This window comes from Njordella calcicola (assembly GCF_056494125.1).
In genome coordinates this window covers 5436045-5461483 of sequence record NZ_CM151396.1, presented here as the reverse complement: position 1 = coordinate 5461483, position 25439 = coordinate 5436045, and the positions used below count along the sequence as shown (strand labels likewise).

Annotated in this window: 23 protein-coding genes; 9 read left to right on the top strand and 14 right to left on the bottom strand. The window is 50.9% G+C overall.

Annotated elements, in window-relative coordinates; translation table 11 throughout:
- Window positions 1–35 precede the first annotated feature (35 nt).
- A complete protein-coding gene (locus SH302x_RS21100; protein WP_479364650.1) occupies window positions 36–200 on the top strand; it encodes a hypothetical protein in 165 nt (54 codons plus the stop codon).
- A gap of 616 nt (window positions 201–816) precedes the next feature.
- On the opposite strand, the gene SH302x_RS21095 is transcribed toward SH302x_RS21100, so the two are convergent.
- The 4 genes from SH302x_RS21095 to cyaB form a co-directional block, all read right to left on the bottom strand.
- Window positions 817–1674: an RHS repeat domain-containing protein gene (locus tag SH302x_RS21095; RefSeq protein ID WP_479364649.1), complete on the bottom strand. Its 858-nt coding sequence runs from the start codon at window positions 1672–1674 to the stop codon at window positions 817–819.
- Between the two features lie 631 nt (window positions 1675–2305).
- Window positions 2306–3004, bottom strand: coding sequence for a YMGG-like glycine zipper-containing protein (locus SH302x_RS21090; protein WP_479364648.1), 699 nt, complete (start codon window positions 3002–3004; stop codon window positions 2306–2308).
- 201 nt (window positions 3005–3205) lie between these two features.
- The gene (locus SH302x_RS21085) at window positions 3206–4429 is read right to left on the bottom strand and encodes a PQQ-dependent sugar dehydrogenase (RefSeq protein ID WP_479364647.1); all 1224 of its coding nucleotides are present in this window, start codon (window positions 4427–4429) and stop codon (window positions 3206–3208) included.
- A gap of 110 nt (window positions 4430–4539) precedes the next feature.
- A complete protein-coding gene (gene cyaB, locus SH302x_RS21080) occupies window positions 4540–5094 on the bottom strand; it encodes a class IV adenylate cyclase (protein ID WP_479364646.1) in 555 nt (184 codons plus the stop codon).
- A gap of 442 nt (window positions 5095–5536) precedes the next feature.
- Here cyaB and SH302x_RS21075 point away from each other — a divergent pair, with 442 nt between their 5' ends.
- From SH302x_RS21075 to SH302x_RS21065, 3 genes are all read left to right on the top strand, one after another.
- A complete protein-coding gene (locus SH302x_RS21075) occupies window positions 5537–6172 on the top strand; it encodes a TlpA family protein disulfide reductase (protein WP_479364645.1) in 636 nt (211 codons plus the stop codon).
- An 88-nt stretch (window positions 6173–6260) separates the two neighbouring features.
- Window positions 6261–7310 carry a class I SAM-dependent methyltransferase gene (locus SH302x_RS21070; protein WP_479364644.1) on the top strand — a complete coding sequence of 350 codons (1050 nt, stop codon included), beginning with the start codon at window positions 6261–6263 and terminating at the stop codon, window positions 7308–7310.
- A 141-nt stretch (window positions 7311–7451) separates the two neighbouring features.
- On the top strand, window positions 7452–8249 hold the full coding sequence (locus SH302x_RS21065) for a hypothetical protein (RefSeq protein WP_479364642.1): 798 nt from the start codon (window positions 7452–7454) through the stop codon (window positions 8247–8249).
- A 130-nt stretch (window positions 8250–8379) separates the two neighbouring features.
- Here SH302x_RS21065 and SH302x_RS21060 read toward each other — a convergent pair whose 3' ends face one another.
- The 3 genes from SH302x_RS21060 to SH302x_RS21050 form a co-directional block, all read right to left on the bottom strand.
- A complete protein-coding gene (locus SH302x_RS21060; RefSeq protein ID WP_479364640.1) occupies window positions 8380–10581 on the bottom strand; it encodes a methyl-accepting chemotaxis protein in 2202 nt (733 codons plus the stop codon).
- Window positions 10582–10669: 88 nt separating this feature from the next.
- Window positions 10670–11098 carry a chemotaxis protein CheW gene (locus SH302x_RS21055; protein ID WP_479364639.1) on the bottom strand — a complete coding sequence of 143 codons (429 nt, stop codon included), beginning with the start codon at window positions 11096–11098 and terminating at the stop codon, window positions 10670–10672.
- Between the two features lie 13 nt (window positions 11099–11111).
- Window positions 11112–13880, bottom strand: coding sequence for a chemotaxis protein CheW (locus tag SH302x_RS21050; protein ID WP_479364638.1), 2769 nt, complete (start codon window positions 13878–13880; stop codon window positions 11112–11114).
- A gap of 426 nt (window positions 13881–14306) precedes the next feature.
- Here SH302x_RS21050 and SH302x_RS21045 point away from each other — a divergent pair, with 426 nt between their 5' ends.
- From SH302x_RS21045 to SH302x_RS21025, 5 genes are all read left to right on the top strand, one after another.
- Window positions 14307–15164: an excisionase family DNA-binding protein gene (locus tag SH302x_RS21045; RefSeq protein ID WP_479364636.1), complete on the top strand. Its 858-nt coding sequence runs from the start codon at window positions 14307–14309 to the stop codon at window positions 15162–15164.
- 358 nt (window positions 15165–15522) lie between these two features.
- Entirely contained in the window at window positions 15523–16287 is a 765-nt protein-coding gene (locus SH302x_RS21040) for a TIGR04255 family protein (RefSeq protein ID WP_479364634.1), read from the top strand.
- Between the two features lie 14 nt (window positions 16288–16301).
- Entirely contained in the window at window positions 16302–16757 is a 456-nt protein-coding gene (locus tag SH302x_RS21035) for a hypothetical protein (RefSeq protein ID WP_479364633.1), read from the top strand.
- The gene (locus SH302x_RS21030; RefSeq protein WP_479364632.1) at window positions 16750–17166 is read left to right on the top strand and encodes a hypothetical protein; all 417 of its coding nucleotides are present in this window, start codon (window positions 16750–16752) and stop codon (window positions 17164–17166) included. The genes SH302x_RS21035 and SH302x_RS21030 overlap by 8 nt, the downstream gene beginning before the upstream one ends.
- Window positions 17167–17245: 79 nt before the next feature.
- Window positions 17246–17614: a hypothetical protein gene (locus tag SH302x_RS21025; protein WP_479364630.1), complete on the top strand. Its 369-nt coding sequence runs from the start codon at window positions 17246–17248 to the stop codon at window positions 17612–17614.
- A gap of 319 nt (window positions 17615–17933) precedes the next feature.
- On the opposite strand, the gene SH302x_RS21020 is transcribed toward SH302x_RS21025, so the two are convergent.
- The 7 genes from SH302x_RS21020 to SH302x_RS20990 form a co-directional block, all read right to left on the bottom strand.
- Window positions 17934–20141 carry a hypothetical protein gene (locus tag SH302x_RS21020; RefSeq protein WP_479364628.1) on the bottom strand — a complete coding sequence of 736 codons (2208 nt, stop codon included), beginning with the start codon at window positions 20139–20141 and terminating at the stop codon, window positions 17934–17936.
- A 115-nt stretch (window positions 20142–20256) separates the two neighbouring features.
- Window positions 20257–20694: a hypothetical protein gene (locus SH302x_RS21015; protein WP_479364627.1), complete on the bottom strand. Its 438-nt coding sequence runs from the start codon at window positions 20692–20694 to the stop codon at window positions 20257–20259.
- A 45-nt stretch (window positions 20695–20739) separates the two neighbouring features.
- The gene (locus SH302x_RS21010) at window positions 20740–21018 is read right to left on the bottom strand and encodes a hypothetical protein (RefSeq protein ID WP_479364626.1); all 279 of its coding nucleotides are present in this window, start codon (window positions 21016–21018) and stop codon (window positions 20740–20742) included.
- A gap of 99 nt (window positions 21019–21117) precedes the next feature.
- Window positions 21118–21897 (bottom strand): NRDE family protein, encoded by a 780-nt coding sequence (locus SH302x_RS21005; RefSeq protein WP_479369298.1) that lies wholly within the window; start codon window positions 21895–21897, stop codon window positions 21118–21120.
- Between the two features lie 310 nt (window positions 21898–22207).
- Complete coding sequence (locus SH302x_RS21000; RefSeq protein WP_479364625.1) at window positions 22208–23158, bottom strand: alpha/beta fold hydrolase; 951 nt, start codon at window positions 23156–23158, stop codon at window positions 22208–22210.
- 72 nt (window positions 23159–23230) lie between these two features.
- Window positions 23231–24496 carry a DUF6340 family protein gene (locus SH302x_RS20995; protein WP_479364623.1) on the bottom strand — a complete coding sequence of 422 codons (1266 nt, stop codon included), beginning with the start codon at window positions 24494–24496 and terminating at the stop codon, window positions 23231–23233.
- Window positions 24497–24511: 15 nt separating this feature from the next.
- Window positions 24512–25438 carry an LpxI family protein gene (locus SH302x_RS20990; RefSeq protein ID WP_479364622.1) on the bottom strand — a complete coding sequence of 309 codons (927 nt, stop codon included), beginning with the start codon at window positions 25436–25438 and terminating at the stop codon, window positions 24512–24514.
- Window position 25439 lies beyond the last annotated feature (1 nt).

The following is a 25439-nucleotide window of genomic DNA, read 5'->3' as shown; positions in this document are numbered from 1 at the left end:
GAATCATAGCCCGCTTCGCTAACAAGAATTGCATTATGAGTAACGAGAGCAACTTGCCTTTAATGGCTGAGCAATTCGAAGATCCGTATCAGTCAGAGAAATCCGCATTTAATGGACAATCATCAACACAAATTCTGGCCATTAAGCTGCGTTCTGGCTCGTTCTTGAGCCCTGCAAACAGCTACTGCAAATTAGATTAGTAGCTGGTAATTCTGTAGAGAAAAACATTGAACAACCGCAAAGCTGGGGAGAAGGACCGTCCACAGCTTGCAGCCGTTTTAATCACTCGTTGCTATCTCTTACTTGGTGAACATTGCTTCGGAGGGATCCACACAATTGACGATAAAACAACTACTATCAATATAACTATATATCTGATGCTAACGACTGCGATATGATTCTCATCGCGGAAAATGTTTGTGCTCGTAATATCTGCGGCCCCTTCACTATTTCCAATCCGAAATGGCGGAAAATACTCACCAGAAGAAATATCTGATTGTCGATCCCATGGCACGGTGTAAAAAGAGATCTCTACCCCTCCCGGCGAGAAAAGTAGCCTACTGTCTGGTGGATAATAAAACGCGATGAATACAACTTGCGTAGCCAACAATACAACAAAGTTTAGCAACGAGCAGCACAAATGATTGATCCTAAGGGCTATAGCAATCCATGAAATAGACGTTCTCCAAGTGCACCTAAGTATTGCAATCGCCATACTTAACACGCAAATCGCGAGAGATAAAGCATATCCCCCTGCAGGATGCGCCAGGAAAATCGCTACCCAAGTAATTATGCCAATCGAAAATACTGTTGACATTATCTTTTCGGGTCTCCACTACTTTCTCCTACAAACGAGCAGCTAAAATCCTTACAACATTCCCAGTCAAGATCTATTTTGTATTCGCCTTGTCCTTCGCCCTTATGATAATCCTGTATCCAGCGGTTGCCAGTTTTCGGGTTTTCTTCCCACCCATCTCCTCCCGCTGGGAAATAACAGCAATTTGTCGGATACTTAGAAGGAGGAACGAGTTTATTTGAAAAATCCGGCGGTAGATCGGTTGAACAATAATACCGCAGAGTGACAGAAAGTGTAAAGCTGCCGCAGCCACTAGGGCTACCACCTTGTGCTGGGCTCTCTGTGAAAGGATAGTCGTAGCTCTGATCTTTTGCGAATTTTTGAACTTGCATTGCTTCAGTGCGTCGGGAGGTAAAGCCGCCGCATTCACCACCGTTGCATGGTGCATTCTTGCAAGTTGCCCTGATGAACTTAATCAAATACCCTTCGCAAGGTGCTGAAAATCTGACATAAAAGTCAATGTTTAAATTATCTTGACAATCGCGCTTATGCCGTTCACTGCCTCCATCTCTTGTTTGCACAATTATGCTAGTTCCCAAAGGATCAACATTTTCGAAACCGAAGTACGGGATTGCCAAGTTCCAGCCATCGGCGTAGCCACGGGAATCTCTTCCCAAAAACCTACCACTATGCCCACTCATCCATCTAGCTCGGAAGTAATGCAAACCGACGGTATGATCCCACTCGCGGGAAGTATAGGTGTACCTGTTGTTATAGGCGCTGGTGGCTATGACTGAGACGGATGCGTTGAGCACTGTTGGCTGACCGTAAGCGGTATAAGCGTAGCGCTCTACAACGCCGCCGCTGGAATTGGTCATAGCGTAGATCGAGTACTGTTGGTTGCGATGCTGCGCTAGTGCAACTTCTGAAGGCCAATCGCTGTTGCTGATCAGCGATGAGGCTGTGCAAGTGATGCAGGCTGCTGCGGACTCGTGTTGTGATGACTTGCTATTTGAGACTGACGCGTCAGATGACTTTGCCTGGAAAGAAAAAGAACCATTGAATGAAACAGTGGCGTTCAAATAAGTGGCATTCTGATCGCACAACGTATCCCAATCGCTAAGCGAGATTTCTCGATGCGATAAGTGTTTAACCGGAAGTGATGAGGATTGAGACTGCATGTCTGCCATTATAGAGAATGACAGTTGAGCGGTGGTGCGAGATGGGCGGGATAATTGGCAGAATATTGAGGTGGCAGCCTGAAGGGCCGTAACAATTATTGCCGGTGTGCCGCAGGCCACCGGACTTTGAGGTTCCTTGAGACCGATAAGTCCGAAGGGCTGGCGCAAATCAATTGTCTTGGCCCTCCGGGCCTGAGGGATCAACTGCGCATGCAAACCGTGACCGGATCGGCCACGGCAGCAATTGTGACAAGCCTTCAGCTTGAAGACGCCCGTGCCAGCAAGCGAATCGTTCAGTGCAGCATGTCAACGCAGGGCCGAAAGCTTTTTAGAAGCCGCGGCGATAATAGTACGGCTGGGCAGTGTGATAGTGCTGCTGATAGTAGACCGGAGCTGAATGTACGGGGCGTGTGACAATGACCGGTGCTGGTCGCTCCTCGATGATGACCGGAGCTGGCTGGCTGTAGGTGACCGTTGTCGGATTGCCAACGTTGGCTTGTTGCATCGCGGTGATGACGACGTTGCTTACCCCTTGCTGATGCATCAGTACAACTTCATTGACCTCTGGATTGCTGATCACTCCGTTGGTGTGGATTTGGTTCAGGATCACACCATCGTTGACGCCGCTGCGTGTCATGGTGATGACATCAGCGATCGAAACCGGCTTGCGTGCAGAGACCACTTGAGCTGGTGCGCTGGTGTAATACGGTGTCGCGACGCGTTGCTGCACCGTCGAGCGATATACCGGCGTCGGTTGCGTATAGTACTGTTGCTGTTGCTGCTGCTGAGCTTTCTGACGAGCGTTCCCAATGACGCCGCCGGTGATTGCCCCTACGGCTCCACCAATGAGTGCCCCTTCGGCCACTTCATTGTTTTGGTGGCCGACGATGCCGCCGATCACGGCTCCGGCAAGCCCGCCCATCGCAGCACCTTCGCGCGTCTGAGACTGAGCGTAAGAATGACTGATCAGCGAACCTGTAACCACCAAAGAGCAGATCGCTTGGCGGATCATTTGACGAGATAGCATCCTTGCACCTCAAACGCGAGACGTTGGTTAGAATCGATACAGCAAACAGCATCATGCTTTGCTTGCAAATGGAACGCTCACCGTTCCATTTGCGTTCTCATTTAAATACCAATCGGCTGGCATCGCGTCGAGACTACATTCTAAGCCTTCAGACGCTTACAAAGTGAAATAGCAGATGCCTTGGAGGAGGCATGAGCAAAATTACTTGTTGCTAGCAAACTTGAAGATGATGCCGCCAGCGGTGGTTGTCGTAAAGTAGACTTCGCCATCTTCATCGGTGCCAAATGTCACAATGGGCAAGTGTTGAGGCCACTCGATGACTCGATTCTCGACGACTTTGCGAGTCGCTGGATCGATCTTCAGCGCCCATAGCCGACCGGAGACATAATCGCCGTACAGGTAATAGCCCTTTAACTCGGGGACCTTCTCACCGTGGTAGACAACGCCACCGGTGATCGATTTGCCAACGTCGTCTTTGTGCGGATACTCCCAAATTGGGTCCGAGATGGGCGACGCAAGTTCGACCTTGCTGCTTTTGCCTTCGTGGAAAGCTTCGCGATGGCTCCAACCGTAATTGCCGCCGCGTTCTGCCAGGTTAATCTCTTCCCAAAGGTCCTGGCCTACGTCGGCCACGTAAAAGTCGCCATTGGCTTTATCGAATGCCATCCGCCAGACATTGCGTAGTCCATAGGCAAAGATCTCTGGACGAGCACCAGGAGTTTTCACAAACGGATTATCGGAAGGAATGCCATAAGCCAAGCCAGGAGCTTTGTTATCGATATCGATACGTAGGATCTTTCCGAGTACGGTGGTAAGGTCCTGGGCAGCTTGCAGTGGATCATCGCGCATCCCACCGTCGCCCAGGCCAATGTACAGATAGCCGTCTGGTCCGAAGACGATGGTGCCACCATTATGATTCCAGTAAGGTTGCTTGATCTGCATCAGCAGTTCTTCGCTGGCCGGGTCCGCTTTGGAGGGATCATCCTTTGACACTCGAAATCGAGAAATGTAACTGAGTTGCGGTTCCTTCTTGGTCGTGTAGTACAAGAAGAACTCGCCGGTCTCTTTAAAGCGTGGATGGAAAGCCAGCCCCAGCAAGCCTTCTTCGTTTTGTCGATCGTTATAAACTACGCGATCGGTGATATCCAAGAACAACTCTGGTTCTTCATCGGTTTGAGGATTAGGCAAGACGAAGATTTTGCCAAGCTGCGATCCGATGAACAATCGGTTGCTGCCATCACCAGCATGATCAATAAAGATTGGCCGTTCGACTTGAAAGTTCGAGAACGCCTTTTCAACACGCACAGCGATCGTGGATTGGTCCACTTTATCAAGGTCCAATGGTTCTGCATGAAGTTGCACAACGGGCAAAGCTGCTGCTGCACAAAGAACTCCGAGTAGGAAGCCAAAACTCCTAAATCTCATAACTACACCACACAAGGTTTCTGAAGGTTAAAAAAGAAGTCGAAAAAGCCGTTGCCTCAAGTCGACATTATTGCAGCCCGGGCAGGGTTCTCCTAGCTGGCTGCGTTGACCTAAGTCCCAGTTTGCTGATCCAGTTCCAGAATCTGCCGCAAGTAGCTTCTCGGCTCGACGGAACTGAGCGACAGTAATTTTGCCAACTGGGTGATCTCTAGAGTAGCCGCATTTTGGTCGCTGTCATCACCGATCAGCAGTTCAATTTCGACGAAATCGCCTAGTCTTTCGACCTTGTCGACCGCGATGGTCACGTCGGGAAATCGAGCGGAATTCATGACTTGTCGCTGCTTTCGTACCTGCTGGGCAATCGTAAACCCCAGGTTTCCCCATAATGCGAGCCATTGCTCCAGCGAGCCGGCGATTGGCAACTCGATTTCCGGCCGAATTTTTACAGATCCTGCCAAACGCTTGCCTTTGTAAGTTACAAAGAGTTCCGATCCGATTTGTCGAACCCGCAGGGCTTCGCCACTGACAGCGAGATCGCGAGCCGGATGTCGCAGATACGTGTCGACATGTTGCTCGACGCATTTTTCGACAAATTGCAGATCGGCCAAGCGATCTAGGACCTCCGCAAGTTCCGCAACGCGATACTTCTGTTCGACTTCCAGCATAAAGACAACCCGACGAAGTTGTGTTGAGGGCAATGCCGTTCAAGGAAACGAGCATGTTGGTTCGTAGCACCGCCTTGAGGCGGAATTCATTTATGTATTTCGCTGCCGCTGCCACTTCAAGGCAAATCAGTTTTTGAATTTAGGCAAATTAGCCGTTGAGCAATAGCGCACTATCGCGTTTCGGCTAAAGAACCGAGGCTATCGCGTTGTGGCTAATGAACCGACGCTATCGCGTTTCGGCTAATGAACCGAGGCTATCGCGTTTCGGCTAATGAACCGAGGCAATCGCGTTTTGGCTAATGCGCAATGTAACTATCTGACTTGCCCTGGTGTTGCTTGGCCGCGCTGGGCAAAACACTACAATAGAAGGCGAAGCATTTTTGAGCAATCCACGACGCCGACTACGGCTCGGCTATTTTTCTCCCTCCATGGAGCGACCAACATGAGCACGGACAACGCCGTCAATTCGTCATCTAACCAGCCCACGCAACCCTCCAGCGGTCTGCGCTGGCTGCTGTATGCTGGTTTGTTCATGTTGATTGGCATGATGATTTTGATCTACATCGGCCGTGATCAGTCGACGATTGTCAACGCGCCCATGCCAGAACTGGATTTAGTCCCAATCAGTGGGACACAGGAAAAGCTGAGCAACACAGCGCTTCGGGGCCAAGTCGTCGTGTATCACTTTTGGGGAACTTGGTGTCCGCCTTGCCGCGTTGAGTATCCAGAGTTTTATGAAGTCTATCGAAAGTTTCAAAGCAATCCGCAAGTCAAGTTTGTGAGTGTTTCTTGTGATGATGCGGTCCGCGATGATCTGCAAGAGCTGGCTCGTAGGACCGAGCAGTATTTGTCGCAGATCGATGCTACCATGCCGATTTACGCTGACCCGGCCGTATTCACTCGAACGCAGATCACACGCATGCTGTCGGCTGGCGGGTTCGCTTATCCGTCGACATTGCTGGTCGATCAAAACGGCATCGTTCGCTATTTGTGGCGAGGTGCAGCACCGAAAGGGATGACGGAGTTGCACAAGAAGATCGACCAACTGCTGGCTTCACCTCCCAAGCCGCAAGCTTGATGGGGTGAGAGTTTGGCTTTGATTCTTCATCGAATCGAACTACACTTGCGCGACTCGCTTTTGTCTCGCACGTAGGATTTGTCGAAAATTGCTTACTCCGTACTACTTTGCCGTCTGCCAATACGGCATGCAATCGGTTGTCAAACAGATGTTGTGCGAAGAGCCTTCGCCGTTCCGTTTGGCGTACTCGCACCATGGTTTTCTTACGTTCAAGAGTGATTTCCCGACGGCGGTGTGGTCGACCGGAGTGCCCAAGAACCCTTTCGTTCGCTTGGGGGGGCATATTTTATGCAAGCTGGAAGAGGAGCAAAGCAGCGTCTTGGTCGCTAAGGCTTTGCAGGAATTGTCGACGCTTGAGTGGACGCATCTGCACATTTGGGAGCCAGATACCAATGTGCCGGGTAACCGGGATTTTGAACCGGGGCCAACGCTGCTAGTCGACGAAGTCGTCGGCCTGATCCGCAATCACTTGCAGGCAAACGGCGATGCGAGAGCCTCGCTGATCAACGGCAACGCACCCGAAGGGGCGCAGGTCGCGAACATTATCTTGGAGCGACCTGGCCGTTGGTGGTTGGGGACACATCGCGTTAAAGATGTCTACGAACGTTGGCCCGGTGGCGTACCCGCATTGAACTTGCCTATCACTATGGTCAGTCGCGCTTACCTGAAAGCCGCCGAAACGGTGCTGTGGTCCGAGATCGATTTCCAGGAGAATGCCAAACTGGTTGAGATTGGCAGTTCGCCGGGTGGCTCTTGCCAGTTCTACACCGATATCGGTTTGCGAGTTACAGGGGTTGATCCTGCGGAAATGGACCCATCGCTTTTGGCTCATCCAAAGTTCAAGCATGTTCGCAGTCGAGCCATCTCGCTCAAGCGGCGTTTCTTCAGCTCGTTCCAGCATTTGGCTTGCGATGCCAATGTCGCTCCGAATTACACGCTCGATACGGTCGAAGCAATCGTGACGCACGAGTCCAATCGCAGTAAGTCGGTTTACTTGACCATCAAGCTTCAGGAACCAGAAGATGCACTGAAGTTACCGGAGTACTTGCAACGAGTATCGACCTGGGGCTTTTCCGAAGTCAAAGCGAGGCAACTGGCATACAACCGCCGTGAAGTAACAATCGTTCTTAAACGCTAGAATAACCAGCTCAATGGGTCATCTGGAGTAGTCAACTCTTCCTGCCTTGTCGTAGAATGCGGGCTTGCTGTCATTTGTCGTCCTGCGAGGCGGACAAAGTGTAACACGACGATTTCTGCTATAAGGAAGAGAATTGCAAGTATGGGATTTACAACATCACAAGCAAAGGCATTGAGCACCGATACCGAGTTTGCTTTGTTCGAAAAGTCGCAGGCAAAGGTCCTCAAGACCTTGACGGTCGCTCAAGTGAAAAGTCTGGTTACTCGAAGCCGTACGCTGCGCGACAAACTGCGAGACCTCTCGCTAAAGCAAACGCGAGCGTCGCAGTCGGCAGCGGGAGCTCGTCAGACAGCAGATAACGCTCGCAGCTTAAAGAAAGTGGAGCTGTTTGACGAAGTTCACCAAGCGTTCGTCGATCGGCTAGCGGTCATCGAGTCGGGCGAAGCGGCTGGCGTACAAGCGGGCACGAAACCAGCGTCGACTCCCAAGCAAGTTCGCTCGGCAGGGCACCGAAACACGCGAGCTACCGTTCGAGCTGAACTTGAGACAGCACGCATCGCAAAGAACGTCAAAGCCAAGGCTGCAACCAAGACGGCTACGGCCAGCAAAGCGATAAGCACAAAGACAGCCACCAAGAAAGCCGCTCCCAAGGCCGCGAAGAAAGCTGTAAAGAAGAAGGCGCCTGTCAGCAGTAAAAGCCGCAATAAGCGACTTGAGCTACAAGATGCGGTCGAGTTGAAGGAAACCAAGCCAATGAGCGTGCCCGCTGCGCCAGGAAAGGGTGTTGCCGGACTTCCTAAAGCTGAACTAAAGGCACAGAACCGAGTTCCCAAGGCCGTTGCGACGAAAGCTAGGGTTTCGCAAAGCGGCAGTGTCCGCACCAACGCACACTCCTCGTCGGTCAATCGTCGCTCGCAAGGAAAACGCGACGGTCGATAATCAAGCTGTTGCGATCCAAGCAAAGCCTAAGGTTGGAAATACCCGAACCAAAAAGAAACGACCGGCAAGTAGTCCACCTGCCGGTCGTTTTCATTTCATAACGCCAATGAAAGTTGCTGGATTGATCAAATCAATAGGTGAATCGAGAAACCAGGCGTTGCAAGTCCGTAGCCATGCGAGCCAGTTCTGCTGCCGCTTGTTGCGTGTTGCTGGCACCTTGAGTGGTGCTGTTAGCGGCGACGGCTACGTTGGCCACGTTCTGAGCAATCTCGATGGTGCCTTTGGCTGCTTCGGACACGCTTCGCCCCATCTCATTAGCAGTTGCCGTCTGTTCCTCTACGGCACTGGCGATGGTGTTGGAGATATCGTTGATCGAAGTGATCACTTCGCTGATTTCCCTTATCGCATGAATTGCTCCGCGAGTATCATTTTGGATCGTGTCGATCTTCTTGCTGATATCCTCGGTGGCTTTAGCGGTCTCTTTTGCCAGTTCCTTCACTTCGTTGGCGACCACAGCGAACCCTTTGCCGGCCTCACCAGCTCGGGCTGCTTCGATGGTCGCATTCAGAGCGAGTAAGTTCGTTTGTTCAGCGATCGAGGTGATCACTTTGACAACTTTACCGATTTCGCAACTGCTTTGCCCCAGCTTGGTGATGGTCTCGTTGGTGGTAGCCGCGATCGACACCGCTTGCTGCGAAACTTTGGCAGCTTCGCCAGCGTTCATCGCGATCTCTCGAATGGCTGCGTTTAGTTCGTCGACGCCGGTGGCCACGGTTTTTACGTTTTGGCTTACTTGTTCCGAAGCAGCAGAGACCACGTTGGCTTGAGCTGAGGTTTCTTCGGCGTTGATATTCAACTGACTGCTCACCGACGATAGTTCCTCGGATGCTCCGGAGAGCGAAGCGGCGTTGTCGGCCATCGACGAGATGGTCTTGCGAAGTTCACCGAAGAACTCGCCCAGCCCGCGACAGATTTGGCTGATCGCATCATCGCCAGTTGCTTCGATGTTTTGAGTCAAATCACCCTTGGAAGCTAGTTCGAGCAAGTAGTCGACCTTCTTCCGCATTTCGTTGCGGACCGCCACCTGTTGCGTCAAGTCGGTGGAAAACGCGACGACTTTGAATGGTTTGCCATTGAGATCGAGAATCGGATTGTAGGACGACTGCAGATAAACTTCTTTGCCATTTTTGCCTACTCGTTTGTATTCAGAAGATACGAACTCACCACGTTTCAGTTTCGCCCAAAACTCGCGATAGGCAGGGCTCTGGCGTTCCGATTCTTCCAGTAGTGAGCTGTGATTCTTGCCTACTAATTCCTCAGCGCTGAAGCCGAGGGCATTCGTGAAGTTTTCATTCGATTTCAAAAGCGTTCCGTCGAGCGAGTATTCAGCGATCGCTTGGGATTTGCTGACTGCAGACAATTGACCTTCAAAGTCGGCTGACTGCAAACGATCCGCTGTGATGTCAGTAGCGATTGCAACCACTTTGACAACGCGTCCCATTTCGTCTTTGACCGCCGCATACACTGACTGTGTCCAAACTTCGCGGCCGTCTTTGGTGACCTGTTTGCATACCGACGATTTGCTCTTGCCGGAATTAAGGTCGTTCCAGAACTCAAGATAAGCGCCAGAATTTGCGTACGCGCTATCGACCAGTAGGCGATGGTGTCTGCCGGTCAGTTCCTCCAAGCGATATCCCATGATGCGGAGGAAGTTTTCATTCGCAGCAATCAAATTGCCCGCGACGTCAAACTCGCTATACGCAAACGCGTTATCGATGGCAGATAGAATACCGCGGGCGTTCTGTCGTTCAATCTCAGCGGCTGTGATGTCATAGCGAACGCCGATGTACTTCAACGGTTTGCCATTAGGCCCCATCACCGGCGCGATGACAGCATCCACGTAATAGGGAGTGCCGTCTTTCGCACGATTCTTGATCACTCCCCGGAACGTCTTGCCTCGTCCGATGGTTGACCACAGTTCCTTGAAAACTTCCTTGGGCATATCCGGATGCCGAGTCGTACTGTGTGGGGCTCCGATCAATTCGTCGCGACTGTATTTGGAGATTTCTACGAACTTGTCGTTGATCGAAACAATGTCGCCTTTGAGGTCTGACTCCGATACGATGCTTGTCAGGTTTACGATGTCGACGCGAACACGCAGTTCGTTCATCTCCGCCAACATAAGCTCACGTTCAGCGTTCAACGCTTCGATTTGCAGTTTGTAACTTTCCAGTTCCGCACTGTCGGCTTTACGAGTCGTGGGAGTCTTGCTCGCTGCTTTCTTGGTAGCAGGCTTGGATGGGGTCTTTTTGGTTTGAGTTGTAGTGGCCATTTGCTTTAATATCGATTCTCGAATTTGTGGATTGGTACGTTGTGGATAATTGGTTATTGAAGTGAACGCGGTTTGTGTAGGCTAGCGGTTAGTCGATATCCAACACATGGTCAGTGTCTAGAATCAGTAGCAAGCGATCTGCGAGTTTGTAAGCACCGCTGATCATGTTGTTTGAGCTTTCAAGTAAATTCCTGGGTGGCTGTTCGAGATACTCTGGGTCAATCTCCTGGACGTCGCCAATGTGATCCACTAGCAAGCTGATCACACAGTCGTCGTTTCGCACGACCACGTTCATAAGCAGCTTTGGCTCGGGAGGGTCCGGAATCGCCAATCGCTTGCGGATATCGATTGCCGTCACGATTTGTCCCCGGAGATTGATCAGTCCCACCACTGCGTTGGGGGCCAGTGGAATCTCTGTCAATTCTTGGTAACGAATTACTTCCTGCACGGACTGGACATCGACACCATACATTTGGTCGTCGAGATAGAACGTGCATACTTGTCTTGTTGCTTCCAAAACGAAACCTCTTCTATGATGTGGTGAGCTGGAATTGGGATGTTGAAATTTGACGCTTCCTGATAATGGCGGGCAGATCCACTAGATCAGTTACCATGTCATGGATAATGGCGGATCCAAACAGGCCATCGCATCGTCCCTCGGTTGAAATATCAACGGCGGTTTCTACGATGTCGATGACTTGCGAAACCACTAAGCCATAGCTGTTATCGTTTTCGACATAAACAACGATATTGAGGCATGGTGCTGGGTCTTCGATGGATTCGTCACAGGTCAGCAGGTCGCAGAACTCCATTTCAAAAGCCGTGTTCACTCGTGGTACTACTTTGGGTTCTTTGATGCCGAATACTTCCGCCAATCGGACCAGCGGCAAGATACGTCCGCGATATTGAACGACTTCCCGTTTGTTCGTAAACTCGATCTCCTTGATGGGGATCTGCTCTAACCTCGCGACTTGCGAAATTGGTAATGCCAGCCGATGTTGATCGCCGACTCCCAGCACGAGTAGCTGCTGGATCAGTCCCACGTCTTCCTTCTTGCGATGGCTTGCATCATTGAGTGTCCGATACCGATCCTTGGAAACAACTTGAGCGATATTCGCTAGACCGGAAACATCAAGAATCAAAGCCACTTTGCCATCGCCCATGATGGTTGCTCCCGCGAACACGGGCACGCCTTTGAGCTGTTTGGCCATGGCCTTCACGACGATTTCTTCGGTGTCTAGAATCTGGTCCACTACCAGCCCAAATTGTCCATCATCCACCTTCAAGACAACGATGTTTAGGCTGCCTTCCGTGGCTTCCGAAGGATGTTTGGAATTTAGGATCTTGCTCAAGTAGACCAGCGGCAGCAGTCGGCCTCGCAAGCGATAGACAGGAGCTCCTTGGACCCATTCGATCCCCTGCTTCTCGTCGGAGTTTCCGATACGCACCAGTTCCAGCAGGTTGACTTGAGGGATCGCAAATCGATTCCCATGGTTCGAAATGATCAGGGCCGGAATGATCGCCAGGGTCAAAGGAATCTTGATCTTGATCGACGTGCCTAAGCCTGGGCGGGAGGTGATATCGACGGTCCCGCCAATGCGTTCAATATTGGTTTTCACGACATCCATTCCAACGCCGCGGCCTGACACGTTGGAGACCTTCTCTGCTGTCGAGAACCCCGGCAAGAAAATCAACTGCGCTGTCTCACTGTCCTGCATCCGCGCGGCTTGTTCGGCAGTGATAAGCCCGTTGCCAATCGCTTTGCGTTGGATCGCAGCCAGATTCAAACCAGCTCCATCATCGGAGACCTCGATGTTTACCTGCCCACCCTCGTGATAAGCACGCAGGGTCAAACACCCTTCAGGGTCCTTACCGTTGGCGATTCGCACTTCCGGCGATTCGATGCCGTGATCGACGTTGTTGCGAACCAAGTGCGTGAGCGGGTCCTTGATGGCTTCGATAATTGTTTTGTCGAGCTCCGTTTCTTTGCCTTCCATTTCAATGCGAACTCGTTTTCCGCAGATGGTGGCAAGATCGCGGACCAAGCGAGGGAATTTGCTCCACACATTTCCGATGGGTTGCATGCGAGTCTTCATGACTCCTTCTTGCAATTCACTGGTAATCAAGTTCAAGTGCTGAGTTGCACTCTGCAGATCATTGTCAGCCAAAATATTTGAGCATTGAAGGATCTGATTTCGCGCCAATACCAACTCACCAACGCGATTCATGAGTTTGTCAAGCAATGCAACGTCGACTCGAATCGTGCTTTCCACCGCACTGCCAACCGAAGGATTGGTTTTGCTCGCTACAGCCGGCTTAGCCATCGTAGAGGTTGGTTCCGGCAGATCTTCCACGCTTTTCAGTTCCCTAACTTGATCAACTGGTGGCAACGGTTCAGTGGGTAATTGCGGCTGCGCTGGAGGAACATGGCTATTTTTGGAGATTGCATTGATGCGTTGGATGACTTCTGATTCGTCAAAGTCCCCTTCGATCTGGTTCTTCTCGATATGCTCCAACTGCTTGCGAACGAGATCTCCGGTTCGGAAAAGCGTATTGGTCACTTCCGCATCTATCAGGCGCTCCCCACCACGGATTACGCTGAGTAGGCTTTCAACCGCGTGCATGGTCGCTTCCAGTTTTCTGAAGCCAACAAAGCCAGATGCACCTTTGACGGTATGTGCTGAACGAAATAACGAGTTCAACAAGTCTGCGTCGGTCGGACGTTGCTCAAGGGCAGCCAGATTGGACTCAAAAACATTGAGATTGTCGTAGCTCTCGATCAAGTAATCACGCAACACATCGGCCGACAGGCCATCGCGAGACTCGTTGTTTGTGCATACGGAGTTTTGCGGAAGAGGATCAAGCGGCGGATTGGACTCTGTTGGCGTAGGGCATGCTCCAAGCAAGTTTGCGGGGTTCAACGAAAGTCGTTCTAGTTCCTGGATATGCTTGGAAACATCTTGATCGTTGGAAGTTTCGACTGCATCGAGCAGTCCTTTTAAACAGTCTGAAGCTCGCAAGAGTGTATTGATTACTTCGCTGGTCGGTCGCAGTTCATTGTTTCGCAGTTTGTTCAGAATTTCTTCTTCGCGATGCGCAAGACTTTCGACCGTCTTCAGATCGAGGAAGCCAGCGACACCTTTGATAGAATGGACCGCCCGAAATACGTTGTTGACTTTCTCAGCGTCGGCAAAGTCGGCATCTGACTCCAGTTCGAGCAGTTGCGTTTCAACTTTCGCAAGATGCTCCTGCGACTCGATCACGAAATCTTTCAGTAGCTCGTCGTCTTCAATAGTCATCTGTTCGAACTCAAGCAATCGGATGTGACATTTGGGTTGGATTCCTGCATTAGCGAAGATATATGCGTTGAGAGTGGCAGGAAGGCAAGGATCAATGAGTGCAAACACTGTGCAGCCTGTGGGCACGTTGTCGGATTGACGGCTTTCAGTCGGCCAAGTTGTCCGATGTATGCGGCTTGAACGTTTGGCTGGAGTTCGAATCGTCCAATACCACCAAACAATGTTATGACGATCGCATCGACTTGTTGGAAAGTTACGTTGGAACCTGCTGCGCGACTGCAAAGTGTGCAAAAGTGATTCAACGGCATGCCGCGTCCAGATCGTTCTGTTGCCATAGCCGTCTTCAGCCGAATGGCATATAGCAGGAGCGGGCCAAGACACACACAAAAAGGTGTGGCACCGATTTGAAAGAAGCAGTTTGGACTTATGAGAGCAACCTACTTAACCGTACAAGAAGCCGCTGATTTGGTTGGCGTAAGTTCGTCGACATTCAAGCGAATCTGTGATGCGGCTTCGATCCCGATTGCGCGCACGCCTGGCGGCCATCGACGTATCGATCGAATGGATCTTGAAAGGTATTGGCCAAAGTGCTTGAAATCCAATCCCGGGGCGGTTGTGGAAGCGTCGCTTGCGACCTCGCTAAACGTTGACGCCATCTTTGAATTGTTGATGGAAGCAAAGGCGACGGAGATCGCGAGAATCATGCAGCGTGAATCGAAGTCCAAGGAGGCTTTGATCATATCGATTGAGGAGAATCTCGTTCCTGCGTTGTGGCGAGTTGGCCAGAAGTGGCGAGAAGGGGTGATCGACATCTATCAAGAGCACATCTGCTCAAACACAGCGGCTATCGCCATCGATCTATTGCACCAGCAGTATAGGCTTGATAGTGAAAGCAAGCCAATTGTTGGGTTGGGAAGTACATTCTCACCGAGTTGCGAAACGCTCCCTTCCAAGCTGGTCTCGTTAAGTTTGTCGATCCGTGGTATTCGGTCCTTGGATTTGGGTTGTTCGCTGCCTGCGAAATCCTTAGCGCTAGCGGCTCGGGAATTCCAAGTGCAGTTTGTTTGGGTAACACATACACACGTGCTTGATTTGGAATCGGCACTTGCATCTCACCAGATTTTGCGAGCGGAACTACCTGCTGGTGTGCGCGTTGTGATCGGTGGTGGCGGAATATCGCCTGGGATGCGGCGGAGCCTTCCGTGGTGCGTGTATTATGAAACGCTTTCACAGATGGTCGATTGGGAATCCCGGCTTCTGCAGGCACAGAAAGCGACATATTGAGAACAATCAGCGGGAGTTGATACACACCGTCGAAATAAACATTGGCAGTCTGAGCCATGCTGCGTGGCTCGAGCTGCGTAAACGTGAAGATCTTGTCGATGCAATTCGCGAAGCAACGTCCGTCACACCGCTCCGAACATAGCTCACTCGCCCACTAGTCGAATCTTGGTCGATGATTTCGCTCGTCGAGGCACTGAGTAATAGAATCAAGAGTAGCTGTCAAACTCATGGGCGTTTCTTTTCATAGCGACAGCTACAATCGATCCGAAAGCAGCGTAGACTCGGCCTATCCGAAAGCCGAGTAAATTGCGACAATAACGACCCTAGGAAGATGAGTGATGCTTTATCGAGGAATACCGTGAGTAACCCGAAGTTTGAGATCAACACAACGGAAAAATTTGCTTCCCTGAGCAACGCGCCGATCGTCGAGGCCGTGCTGCAGTTCATTGCGCCTCCGTCGAATGCGTTTCAGCAGGCGGAACTCAAGGATCTGCTAGCAAGAGAATTCGCAGGCTATACGATCCACGATCAAATGCAACATGAGACCGGTTTTCAAAGTTCAGCGGACGGCAATGTCGCGGTGCACCACCGATCCCAATGGGACGGCTTTCGGCTTCATTCCGACGACGGAAAGTACATTTGCCAGTGGAAACGCAATTGCCTCGTAGTTAGTCGATTACAGCCTTACGATACGTGGCCAAAGCTGCTGGAAGCCGCCATGCCTTTCTGGTCGGCGTACCGGAAGTTTGGCGAACCAGCCATCATTGAGGGACTTGGCGTTCGATTCATCTCACAGATTCCGCTCAAAGAGAATGAAAGGCCTTCAAAATACGTACAGAAAGTACCGCCTCCGCTCAATGGCCTGGGCTTGCGTGCCGATGCCTTTTTTCATCAAGACACGATCCCATTAAAAGGTTATCCTTATGAAGTTAGGCTGATTCGAGCAATGCAGCCCGCTGCCGAGAAAACTGGGAGTAAACGGGTGTTGATTGTAGACATCGACGTTTCGACCACCGAAGCAGTAATTTTTGAGAACTTGAATCGTGCTTTAGGCGACCTAAGATACATCAAAAACAAAGTGTTTTTCACTTACATGAGAGACGCGGACAAGCACTTCCAATAGAGAACGTTTGAAATATGGCAACAGTACATTCAGGCGCGAGTGATGCGGCGCTTTTAATTGAGCAAGTGCAAAACCAAATTCAGGAGCGGTTCAATTCATCGGTGACATTGTCCCGACGCGGTGCGATTGAGTCGGTTCTCGAAGCTTGGCAATCAACTGATGAAAGCTGGAAGTTCAATGATGAAGAAGTAGCGATAACGGAAGAAGTCAAAGACGCTTCGATTCGTTTTATTCAGAACCTACCTCTTGGCTTCCCACAGCCAGTGGTTAGCGGCGAACTTGATGGGCACATTAACTTCGAATGGTATCGATCACCGCGCCGCGTATTATCTGTAAGTATCGGTCCCGATAGTCGACTCTGTTGGGCTGCACTTATTGGCACGGAATCCCCCAGAGGCAGTGCTCGATACATTGAACGAATCCCCGAGATTATTCTTGATCAAATCGCAAGGGTGTTCGAAGGTGATTAGTTCGCAGGCCATTCCACCTATCGCTGATAACGAATTGCTTGCGAGGTTTATCCTCAACAGCAATGAAAAAAGGGATGATGGAAACGTCAATCATAAGCTCTTCATGCCGTACAAGTGGACCGAGTTGTCTGTGAATCGGCATCGCGAAGCATCGGTAGAGGAAACCTGGGCAATCGGCTTCGATATTGCTACGCAACGTAGCAAAGTACTTTACGGTCTTGCAAACATTCGCGCCAGTAGTTGCTGTCAGAGTACATTGAGAGTGGTTCCTGATCCTATTCTTCCAAACAATCCGAATCACGCAAACATCGTCGGATATCCTACAAGTAAAGAAGACCAAATGGCACTCGCCAAGGTGCTAGCAGCATCGATTGAAGGTCAGTGGCAAGCGGCTCCGGAACGCTCTTGATCGGCAAGCGGAGCCGTCGGTTTCGCGAGGCCCGACCGCTCTGGTGTGTGAGTCAACCAAATTGTCAACGATCAGATGCGTGGAACGCGCGCGGCGCGACTACGATTCCAGCAGTTCGATTTCAAGCTGGTTTAAATGCTTGTTGAGCTTGTCGATCCGTGGTATTCGGTCCGTGAACTTGGGTTGTTCGCTGCCTGCGAAATCCTTAGCGTTAGCGGCTCGGGAATTCCAAGTGCAGTTTGTTTGGGTAACACATACACACGTGCTTGATTTGGAATCGGCGCTTGCCTCTCACCAGATTTTACGAGCGGAACTACCTGCTGGTGTGCGCGTTGTGATCGGCGGTGGCGGAATATCGCCTGGGATGCGGCGGAGCCTTCCGTGGTGCGTGTATTATGAAACGCATTCACAGATGGTCGATTGGGGATCCCGGCTTCTGCCAGCTTAAATACGATTCTGAGTCACAAACCAAGAAAAAATGAAAACCTATAATTTGCCAGGGCAAGTCAGATTTTTGAATCTTGCCAAATGAGCCGTTGAGCAATATCTCACGGTTTCCGAGATAACCGCCGCTAAGAGTTGCTGGATTTAGTTATAGGTTGGCCACTCTTGGCCGACTCACACATAATAGACGCGCAAGAGTGCCCATCCTACATCCGTTGCTTCGCCAGTTTCGATTAAATCAACAGCCTGCTAGCGGGTTTCCGCTCATGCGCAGTGTGAATATCTGACTTGCCCTGCTATAAATTAGCTGCTTCTCGATAAAGCTACCGTAAAAGTTGATATGCCCGATAAGATGCCCCCATGAGTTCTTGCTTTCGCTGCGGAATATCGGTCCTGGTTCGCATTCGGTGGCCAAGCCAAGTGGGAGAGGTAAAGTTCGCAAGTTGATAGTCAAGAAACTGATCGGCTTTACTACGGTACTTGGGATGCTCTTTTGCCATGCGAGCTAGAGTCTCGCATTGAATACTGGTCAGTTCTTTACTAGTTAAAAGCTGTTCGCCGCCTCGGAAAAATCGTTCGAAATCAGTTCCTAGTTCGCTTTCAGTCGCTTGCAAATCGGATTGGAGATAGGCCATCGCGTTGACCATGAGTGTGGTATAGATCCGATCCTGTAGCTTTGACGGATAAAGATGGGCGATACTGGCAGCGTATTGATGGTTGGCACCTTCAAATCCGCCCCAACGCGGTAAGAGCCACATCATCATCGTTCTGTGTATTCCAAAATAATCTGGGTAGAGCGACATAGATTGCTTCACGTTCTTCACAGCTCGGTTGAAGTCTCCATTTAAGTGCATTTCAATTTTGACGGCAGTTTCTAATGCGTAACCACTTGGACGATCAGTCGCCAAAGCGGACTTCAAATCAACGGCAGCCAGTTTGACGCGTCGCGATAATTCAGCGGCTCCCTCTGGCGTCACCTCGCTTGCCCAACCGGTGCCACGAGCGTCAAATCCCATGTCAATGTGTCGAGCTGCCGATGCGACACAAGCCAAATGACTACCTGACATCTTCCATTGTTCCAAATGCTCGTTGACGGTAACCATGTCGGGATTATCTATATTTTTTTCGACGTACACCCACTCCTTTGCAATACGATAAGCCAAATACTCATACATCGTTTGTCCTTCTAACATCTTTGTTGGCCACGCGCGACTAGCCAGAAAATCCGCGCAGAACTCAAGTGCTTCCAGTTGATTGAGGTACACCAACTTAGCTAGTTGAAAGGCCGTTCGCGAACCAAGTGGATCATCAAAGGCGCAACGGTCGTAAACCTTTACTTCTGCATCAGTATGCACTGCCACGCGACTCCCCGACCGATCCGCCCATAATCGGTACACCATTCTCGCTTCCAACGGCAATAACACACTGTACTCAGGCGACATTTGAGGCCGCCAACTCATGCTGCTTAACGCAAATTGGTAAGGAGCTTTCCCTTCAGGCACAATACCAACCATCGTGCACCAACTGTCCGCTCCAAATGAGCACGTAACAGCGTCTATAACCTGAAGGTTTACCAAGAAGGGCAATTTGCGTGGTGCATAATCAATGGTGCTTGTAGGGGTTTGCCCGACGTACTCATGCAAGCTCCAAGTGTCGCTCCATCGATCAGCATCGTAGTCGCTGGTCACTGGCATATACTTGTAATTGATGTTGTCAGCATATAGCCCCTCGACTCGCTTAGGATCTTCCGAGATATACCAACGAAATAAAATACTGTTCCCAGAGCTTACGATGTACTTTCCTTCTGGATGAATTGCAACATGCTGACTCTCGGACTTCATATCCGGAAGCTTCTCGATTGCATCGAAGTCTTCATTGACAAAAAGAAACTCGCCGCTTTCCGTGACGCCAGCCAGCACATCAACAACCAAAGCTCGGTCGAAATCAACAAGAGTATCGGTAAAGCCTTCGATCTGCCCAACAATTACTTGATTGTCGAGTTGAAGTTTGATCATCGAAGTTTCACCAAGCAGGAAGACATGGGTCCCTGACACATCCGATAGTATGCCGTAGGTCCCTTCTAATGGAGATAAAAAAGAATACTCGGTGTGTCCACTATCCAGATCAATCACCCTTACCTGATTGCTGATGTCGACGAAGTATAACCGTTTGCCATCACTGGACAAATCAACCGACACACGGCTTTTGATTTTGTCGCTTGGGAAGTTGTAGATCGGTTCCAACCGCGGCTCTACTAAGAATTGCGAAACAACGTGTGAAATAAAATCTGGTGCATCGGGTGGTAGCTCAAAATCGGGCGACGGTCCAGAAGTTGGCCACAAAGAATCAATTGCAAGCGTAGGCACGATCGATTCCAGCGGTTTAAGATCGACCAGATCAGTCAATTTAGGTCTTAAGTACACATCCTTGCTGATACTCGGGGCAGTTTCGGGCTTCCGGTTGCAACCCATCGAAAGCATGCAACCAAGAACCATGATGCTTGCAAGAATTGATTTGACAAAGGACGACATGAGCATACCGCTTCCGCTGTAAAAGGCTCTAGAAAGATTACAGAGATTCCACTGTGACTGACTTGGTGTGGTACAATTTTTCCCCCATTCATTACTTGCTGATTTTGGATGAAGATTAGGAGCTTCTGTCTTTTTCGCGGCGGCGATTTTTGATGAAATACAAACCAAGTCCAACACAAGCGCCGATGAACCAACCACCGGCCATCTCCGACCAAATTAGATCTTTGGTGTTCATCAAGTACGCTTTCACGCCGTTCATGACCGCGAACCCGAAAGCAAATGCCGCAGTGCTCTCGGCCCAAGCGGGATATTGCGCTCGCTTCATCGCCAAACTTACGCTGCCAATCGTCAAGACCGCTGCACATAACATGGCCATGGACTTCCACCCCGTCTGCAACGCTTTCGCATAATCGCCCGGCGAGGTGATGATGCTGGATACAAAGCCCAATAGAAAACCGATCAACATACTCAGCAGCGTCACCACTGCAATCACCAGCAGTTTTAGCCACCAGACATTGCGAGGACTGGGAGGGTGATCAAGCGAAGTAGTCATCAAGTTTATGCCTTCTTTGTTCTGAGAAAGTGGGTTCGACACGCCTTATTTCTTCGACTCTTTATACCACGGAATACGTATTCCCAACTGTGACAAGCTGGCAAAGAGCAAGCCACTGAAAAAGACCTCATCCATATTTCCGATGATGGGAAGGTTGTCAGGGATCTCCAACACAACGCCGAAACTTAGATTCGCTAGATACAACAACGACACAAACACGCCCAACAACGCCATCAATTTGCGCGTCATGGAAGTTGGTTGCCCCGCATTCGTTGAATACGGTATGCGGTTGGGAGTGTTGGATGTTGAGTTCTGCTCAGGCATCGTCGGTCGAATCCTAAAATGCAATTGCGGCGATTGAAGATAGCTTCAATCGCCGCAATGCGAGTTGACGTTAATGTCAGTTAACTTTTGAGAATCTTGCTATGAAGCCGTTGCCATTTTGACTCGAGCTTCACGCAAACCGCGACTTAAGATGTCTCGCAACAAAGGCGAGTAATCTTCGTAACGGTGCTGGTCCGCAGGCCCATCTGCAAATTGGAAAATCGCATCGCGAGGTTTACCTCCAAGCGCCATCAATGTGCTGGAAACTGTACCGTAGTCAGTTCCTCGCATAACCATCGACGGACGACCTGGTGTGGCGACCCCGCGGGCAAATACCCGACTTGCGACCGCTAGAAACTTCACCGCAGAATCAAGTGTCTGCAGTGTAAGCAATCTCCTCGCCATCTGAGCACGCTCATCGCGAGGGTCGTTAAGATTCTTACTGCCAATGATATTTAGACCAGGTTGCAAATCGACAACGTCATCGCTGGTATCGTGGTGAATTACCCAACCGTTTTCACGGTCAGCTACTACCAAGTTAAAAGCTTCATACGCTGTCTTCGACAATTCGTCGAGAACGCGATCTAACGCCTTACGAGCTGAAGAGGCCCGTAATGCTTCACGGCACAAGAGAGCTCGTGAGGCTTCGCCCCCGAGTGGTCTTACGCTATGCCTTTGACAGATGCCGACAAACATGCCGTTCTGGTTGGCACCTATCCAAGTTCCACCGGTCCGCTGATCACCAGGACAAAGTATCCGTGGTTTCCCAGATTGGATTGTAGGCGGGCTGGAACGTCTATGAAAAAACTCCTCTCTGTTAGCGGCGACTAGGATGGGACTTTCCGGAACCAATCGATACTGAATGGCCAGCAAGCACATCTGGATGCTCTGCACTTTCTAGTTTATAGGTCCGCTGCTCAGGCAGTGAGGGGGCTGACAAACCGCCATACCAAGTGCGGTAAGCAGGCCTGAGCATTTCGAACACAATTAAACTTAGTGGAAGGCCTTCAGTCACCCCCTAGATTGCAAAGAAAGTGAGGAAAATTTTGCCTTTTTAGCGAATCTAGGGAAGTTTAACCGCTTGAAGCAAACCAAGTGCTTTTTGGCAACCCTTAAATAGCCAACATTTCCCCCTTATTTTTTGAGCCCTTCTCGCAGCTTCTCAGCCGTCGCAATTTACGCAAACGGATTATGCTGCCAAAACTGGTTTTCGCACTGCTACCTCATGGACGATGCCGTTGCGACAGCAGTCCAAAATCCTCGCGCTGACTAACTCCTTCTGCACGCTATTGAAAGGGTCATGCTGTTCGCCAGCCAACTCCATCAAGTGAGCGTTCGCATTCCGCTCGCAAAATGCACGCGAACCATTGATGTCCGCCAATCGATCGCCCGTTCCATGAATCAACAAGGCGGGCAAATTCGAAGTCAACTGTGCACTGGCAAGCGCGCGACCCGCCATCAACAAGTCGATCCCCAGTCGAATACTCATGACTCGATGCACCAAGCTGTCGGCTCGATACTCTTGTTGCTTGTGCTCGCTGCGAGTGAGCAATTCCGGACGCGTCTTCATCCGCATCGGCCAATTCGGAATCCATTGCGCTAATCGACATCCGACATTTAAAAAGTCTTCTCGAATCGGTTTGCCATAAGGTCGCAGCATCGGTGCTACTGCGATGACGCGTCGTGGTTTACTGGAAGTTTGAAAGGGCAGAATATCTCGCGGTGAATCAATAGGTGCATGCGAGACGCGTTTCGATGCAAAAGTCAACGCTAAGTTGCCACCCATGCTATGTCCGGCCAACGTGATCGACGCGTTGCGCCAAACTTGGCTGGCTTCTTGAATGCTCCACTCAATTTCGTCCAGCAACCCTTCATAAGATTTGATGCGGCCGCGACGGCCTGGCGAGCGGCCGTGGCCAATTAAATCCATCGCTTGCACAGCAACACCATGCGATGACAAGTATCTGCCAATTTCATCGAATCGACCTCCGTGATCTCCCAAACCATGCACGAGTACACAAACATGCTTCACTTCGCGAGCTGGTATGCAGGGGATCCAGCGATGGCAGAAGCGAAAACCGTCGGCTGCTGAGGCAATCCAATCAGCTAAGTAAGCGACGTCGCAGACTTTTGATCTCATAAACGATTCGAGGCGTAGGCAGTAAGAGGAGTTCAACAAGGGCTACTACAGGCAGGTCGGAGCTTGAAGGAACTAGGGCAATGGTTGAGTGAGCCACGCCTTCCATGTCCAACCGGGCGGTTTCATAAAAGGGATCGCTGTCCACCAAGGCATATCCTCAATATCGCGTGGCTCGACGCCGGCGATATCCGATGGAGGGGGGGCTAGCGGCGGGTCTGGATTCAACCAGCCACCTTCACGATCAGGCAAACCGAAGGCGCGATGATACGCCTTTTGCTGAGCATCGATCCACAACTCCGTTTTCTGAATCTGCTTGTCAGGAATCCAGCCACGCGCTTTACCAAGCCGCAGCCTCGCCATTTCAAAATCTTCCTGAGCGACTGATGCAACCGCCAGATTGTGCCAGGCTGACTTGTTATACTTATGTGAGGTCGCCGCGGATTGCCAATGCTGTTCGGCCATTTGCCACAATCCCTCTTCAGCCAATGCGTTTCCTTGCCGAACCCGTTTTGACCCCAACGACCAATAAGGGCGGTTCAATGTCACTTCCTGCTTGCCAACCGATGGCGCAAAATGGCTCCATGTCTGACGCGAAATCCCCAGCATCAACCGCTCGGCTGGGTCGGCCACTTGGATTAAATCGGGATATTCTTTCTCCGCTTGCGAGACGCTCAACGAGATAGTGGCGACACCAACAAACTTCCCTGTTTCCACGTCGATCGCTTCCCAAGTGACCACCATGCGATCATCTTTGGCGCGATTGGAACTGGTTAGTTGATTGAGCGCCGCCAACGCCGCTCCTGGACTATTGGGGTTGGCGAAAGTGGACTTCGCTGGCTGATTGGAATCGCTAACGTCGGCAAGTTCAATGTTCCCCTGCACAATCAAACCCGCTCCGCGATTGCGAGCGGCATCCAATGGCGTGAGTTCCGGTAGATTCGAATTGGTCTGCAGTTGGCTCGGCTTTAAGGCCAAGTCCTTTTGAAGACTGGCAGGCTTGAAGGGCGACTGGTTGCCCGTGCCTTCCATGGCTAAGTTCCGTATCGGCGAGTCCGCAGGATACACCACAGCGATGTGCTGGCCGTTTCGAGGCACTGACGCATTGATGGCTTGTTCTAGTCGCACGCGAATCTCTGGTGGACCAGCGATTGGCGCAAAAGCAATGCTTCGAGTTTGTGGCAGGACTTCGCCGGGGGATGCCGTCATGCCCGGCGGTTGCCAAGTCGCCATCTTGGCTTTCGTTCGGCACCCAACTGCACTAGGCACTACCAAAAGCAAGAGCAGCAGACAGCTTGCCGCGAGGACCGACATCAGACGTTTGGAGATTTGCGATTTCATTGGTGTAAGGACTCCTTAAGCCGCAGCTTGTTGGATTAAAGAGTGGTAGTCACGCAGCGCCACAATCGTTATGCCCAACTGATCGGCTAGACTTAAAGTCGCCTGCCGATCAATGAGAATGGTTCTGCCTTGTTCAATAGCGATCGCTTTGCCGCCCGCATCGGCCACGGCTTGCACTGTCAGAGGCCCGATCGTAGGTAAATCAAAGCGTTCGTCTTGCTGTGGTTTGGCGACTTTGATCAAAGTGAAGCCACCTTTCTTGCACAGCTCATGTGTCCGCCGAATGCACGCGTCGGTCCCTTCGATCGCTTCGACCGCAAAGACGTTTTGGTCACAAACCGTAATGCTCTGGCCGATATCCAGAGCGCCCATTTGTTTCGCGATAAGCCAACCGAACTCGATGTCGCGACGAATCGCAAAACTGAGTGGTGCGGAAGTGAGCAGGCCCTCTTCGGCCAACAAGTGAGTGGCGTATTGAGTCCCTGGAACGATTTGCATTCCGATGTTCTCATAGGCTGAGGTTATCGCATGCAGCAGACTATCATCGCGTTGGTCTTTGCGTCGAAAGATAAAATGTGGCAAGAACGTGATCACACATTTCCAGTCCGGCATCGCCGCCAACCAGCTCCATTTGGAGAACAGCACGCGGTCCTTAAAGATCTTGCCGGCCAGCACGACTTTGGTCACACCATGTTTCTTGAAGTAGGCTTGATGCGCGCCCAGCTTTCCGACATTGAACTCTTTATAGGCATGCGAAAGTGGAGCAAGTTGTTCGGATGCGTGATTGCGTATCGCGACTGTGACTACGTTGGCACCTCGCTCGCGCAGCACCTTGGCGACTTCGATGGGGTAGTTCCCCCAGCCTGCGACAATGCCGATCGTCTGACCCGCCAGGTCTTCGCATGAGGCTTGCATCGGTAACTCATTGCAAAGTTCAAGCATA

Excerpts from the sequence above, each read along its gene's own strand:
- SH302x_RS21100 (WP_479364650.1), top strand. The coding sequence starts at position 36 with ATGAGTAACGAGAGCAACTTGCCTTTAATGGCTGAGCAATTCGAAGAT.
- SH302x_RS21095 (WP_479364649.1), bottom strand. The coding sequence starts at position 1,674 with ATGACCAATTCCAGCGGCGGCGTTGTAGAGCGCTACGCTTATACCGCT.
- SH302x_RS21090 (WP_479364648.1), bottom strand. The coding sequence starts at position 3,004 with ATGCTATCTCGTCAAATGATCCGCCAAGCGATCTGCTCTTTGGTGGTT.
- SH302x_RS21085 (WP_479364647.1), bottom strand. The coding sequence starts at position 4,429 with ATGAGATTTAGGAGTTTTGGCTTCCTACTCGGAGTTCTTTGTGCAGCA.
- cyaB (WP_479364646.1), bottom strand. The coding sequence starts at position 5,094 with ATGCTGGAAGTCGAACAGAAGTATCGCGTTGCGGAACTTGCGGAGGTC.
- SH302x_RS21075 (WP_479364645.1), top strand. The coding sequence starts at position 5,537 with ATGAGCACGGACAACGCCGTCAATTCGTCATCTAACCAGCCCACGCAA.
- SH302x_RS21065 (WP_479364642.1), top strand. The coding sequence starts at position 7,452 with ATGGGATTTACAACATCACAAGCAAAGGCATTGAGCACCGATACCGAG.
- SH302x_RS21060 (WP_479364640.1), bottom strand. The coding sequence starts at position 10,581 with ATGGCCACTACAACTCAAACCAAAAAGACCCCATCCAAGCCTGCTACC.
- SH302x_RS21050 (WP_479364638.1), bottom strand. The coding sequence starts at position 13,880 with ATGACTATTGAAGACGACGAGCTACTGAAAGATTTCGTGATCGAGTCG.
- SH302x_RS21045 (WP_479364636.1), top strand. The coding sequence starts at position 14,307 with ATGAGAGCAACCTACTTAACCGTACAAGAAGCCGCTGATTTGGTTGGC.
- SH302x_RS21035 (WP_479364633.1), top strand. The coding sequence starts at position 16,302 with ATGGCAACAGTACATTCAGGCGCGAGTGATGCGGCGCTTTTAATTGAG.
- SH302x_RS21020 (WP_479364628.1), bottom strand. The coding sequence starts at position 20,141 with ATGTCGTCCTTTGTCAAATCAATTCTTGCAAGCATCATGGTTCTTGGT.
- SH302x_RS21015 (WP_479364627.1), bottom strand. The coding sequence starts at position 20,694 with ATGACTACTTCGCTTGATCACCCTCCCAGTCCTCGCAATGTCTGGTGG.
- SH302x_RS21010 (WP_479364626.1), bottom strand. The coding sequence starts at position 21,018 with ATGCCTGAGCAGAACTCAACATCCAACACTCCCAACCGCATACCGTAT.
- SH302x_RS21005 (WP_479369298.1), bottom strand. The coding sequence starts at position 21,897 with ATGTGCTTGCTGGCCATTCAGTATCGATTGGTTCCGGAAAGTCCCATC.
- SH302x_RS21000 (WP_479364625.1), bottom strand. The coding sequence starts at position 23,158 with ATGAGATCAAAAGTCTGCGACGTCGCTTACTTAGCTGATTGGATTGCC.
- SH302x_RS20995 (WP_479364623.1), bottom strand. The coding sequence starts at position 24,496 with ATGAAATCGCAAATCTCCAAACGTCTGATGTCGGTCCTCGCGGCAAGC.
- SH302x_RS20990 (WP_479364622.1), bottom strand. The coding sequence starts at position 25,438 with ATGCTTGAACTTTGCAATGAGTTACCGATGCAAGCCTCATGCGAAGAC.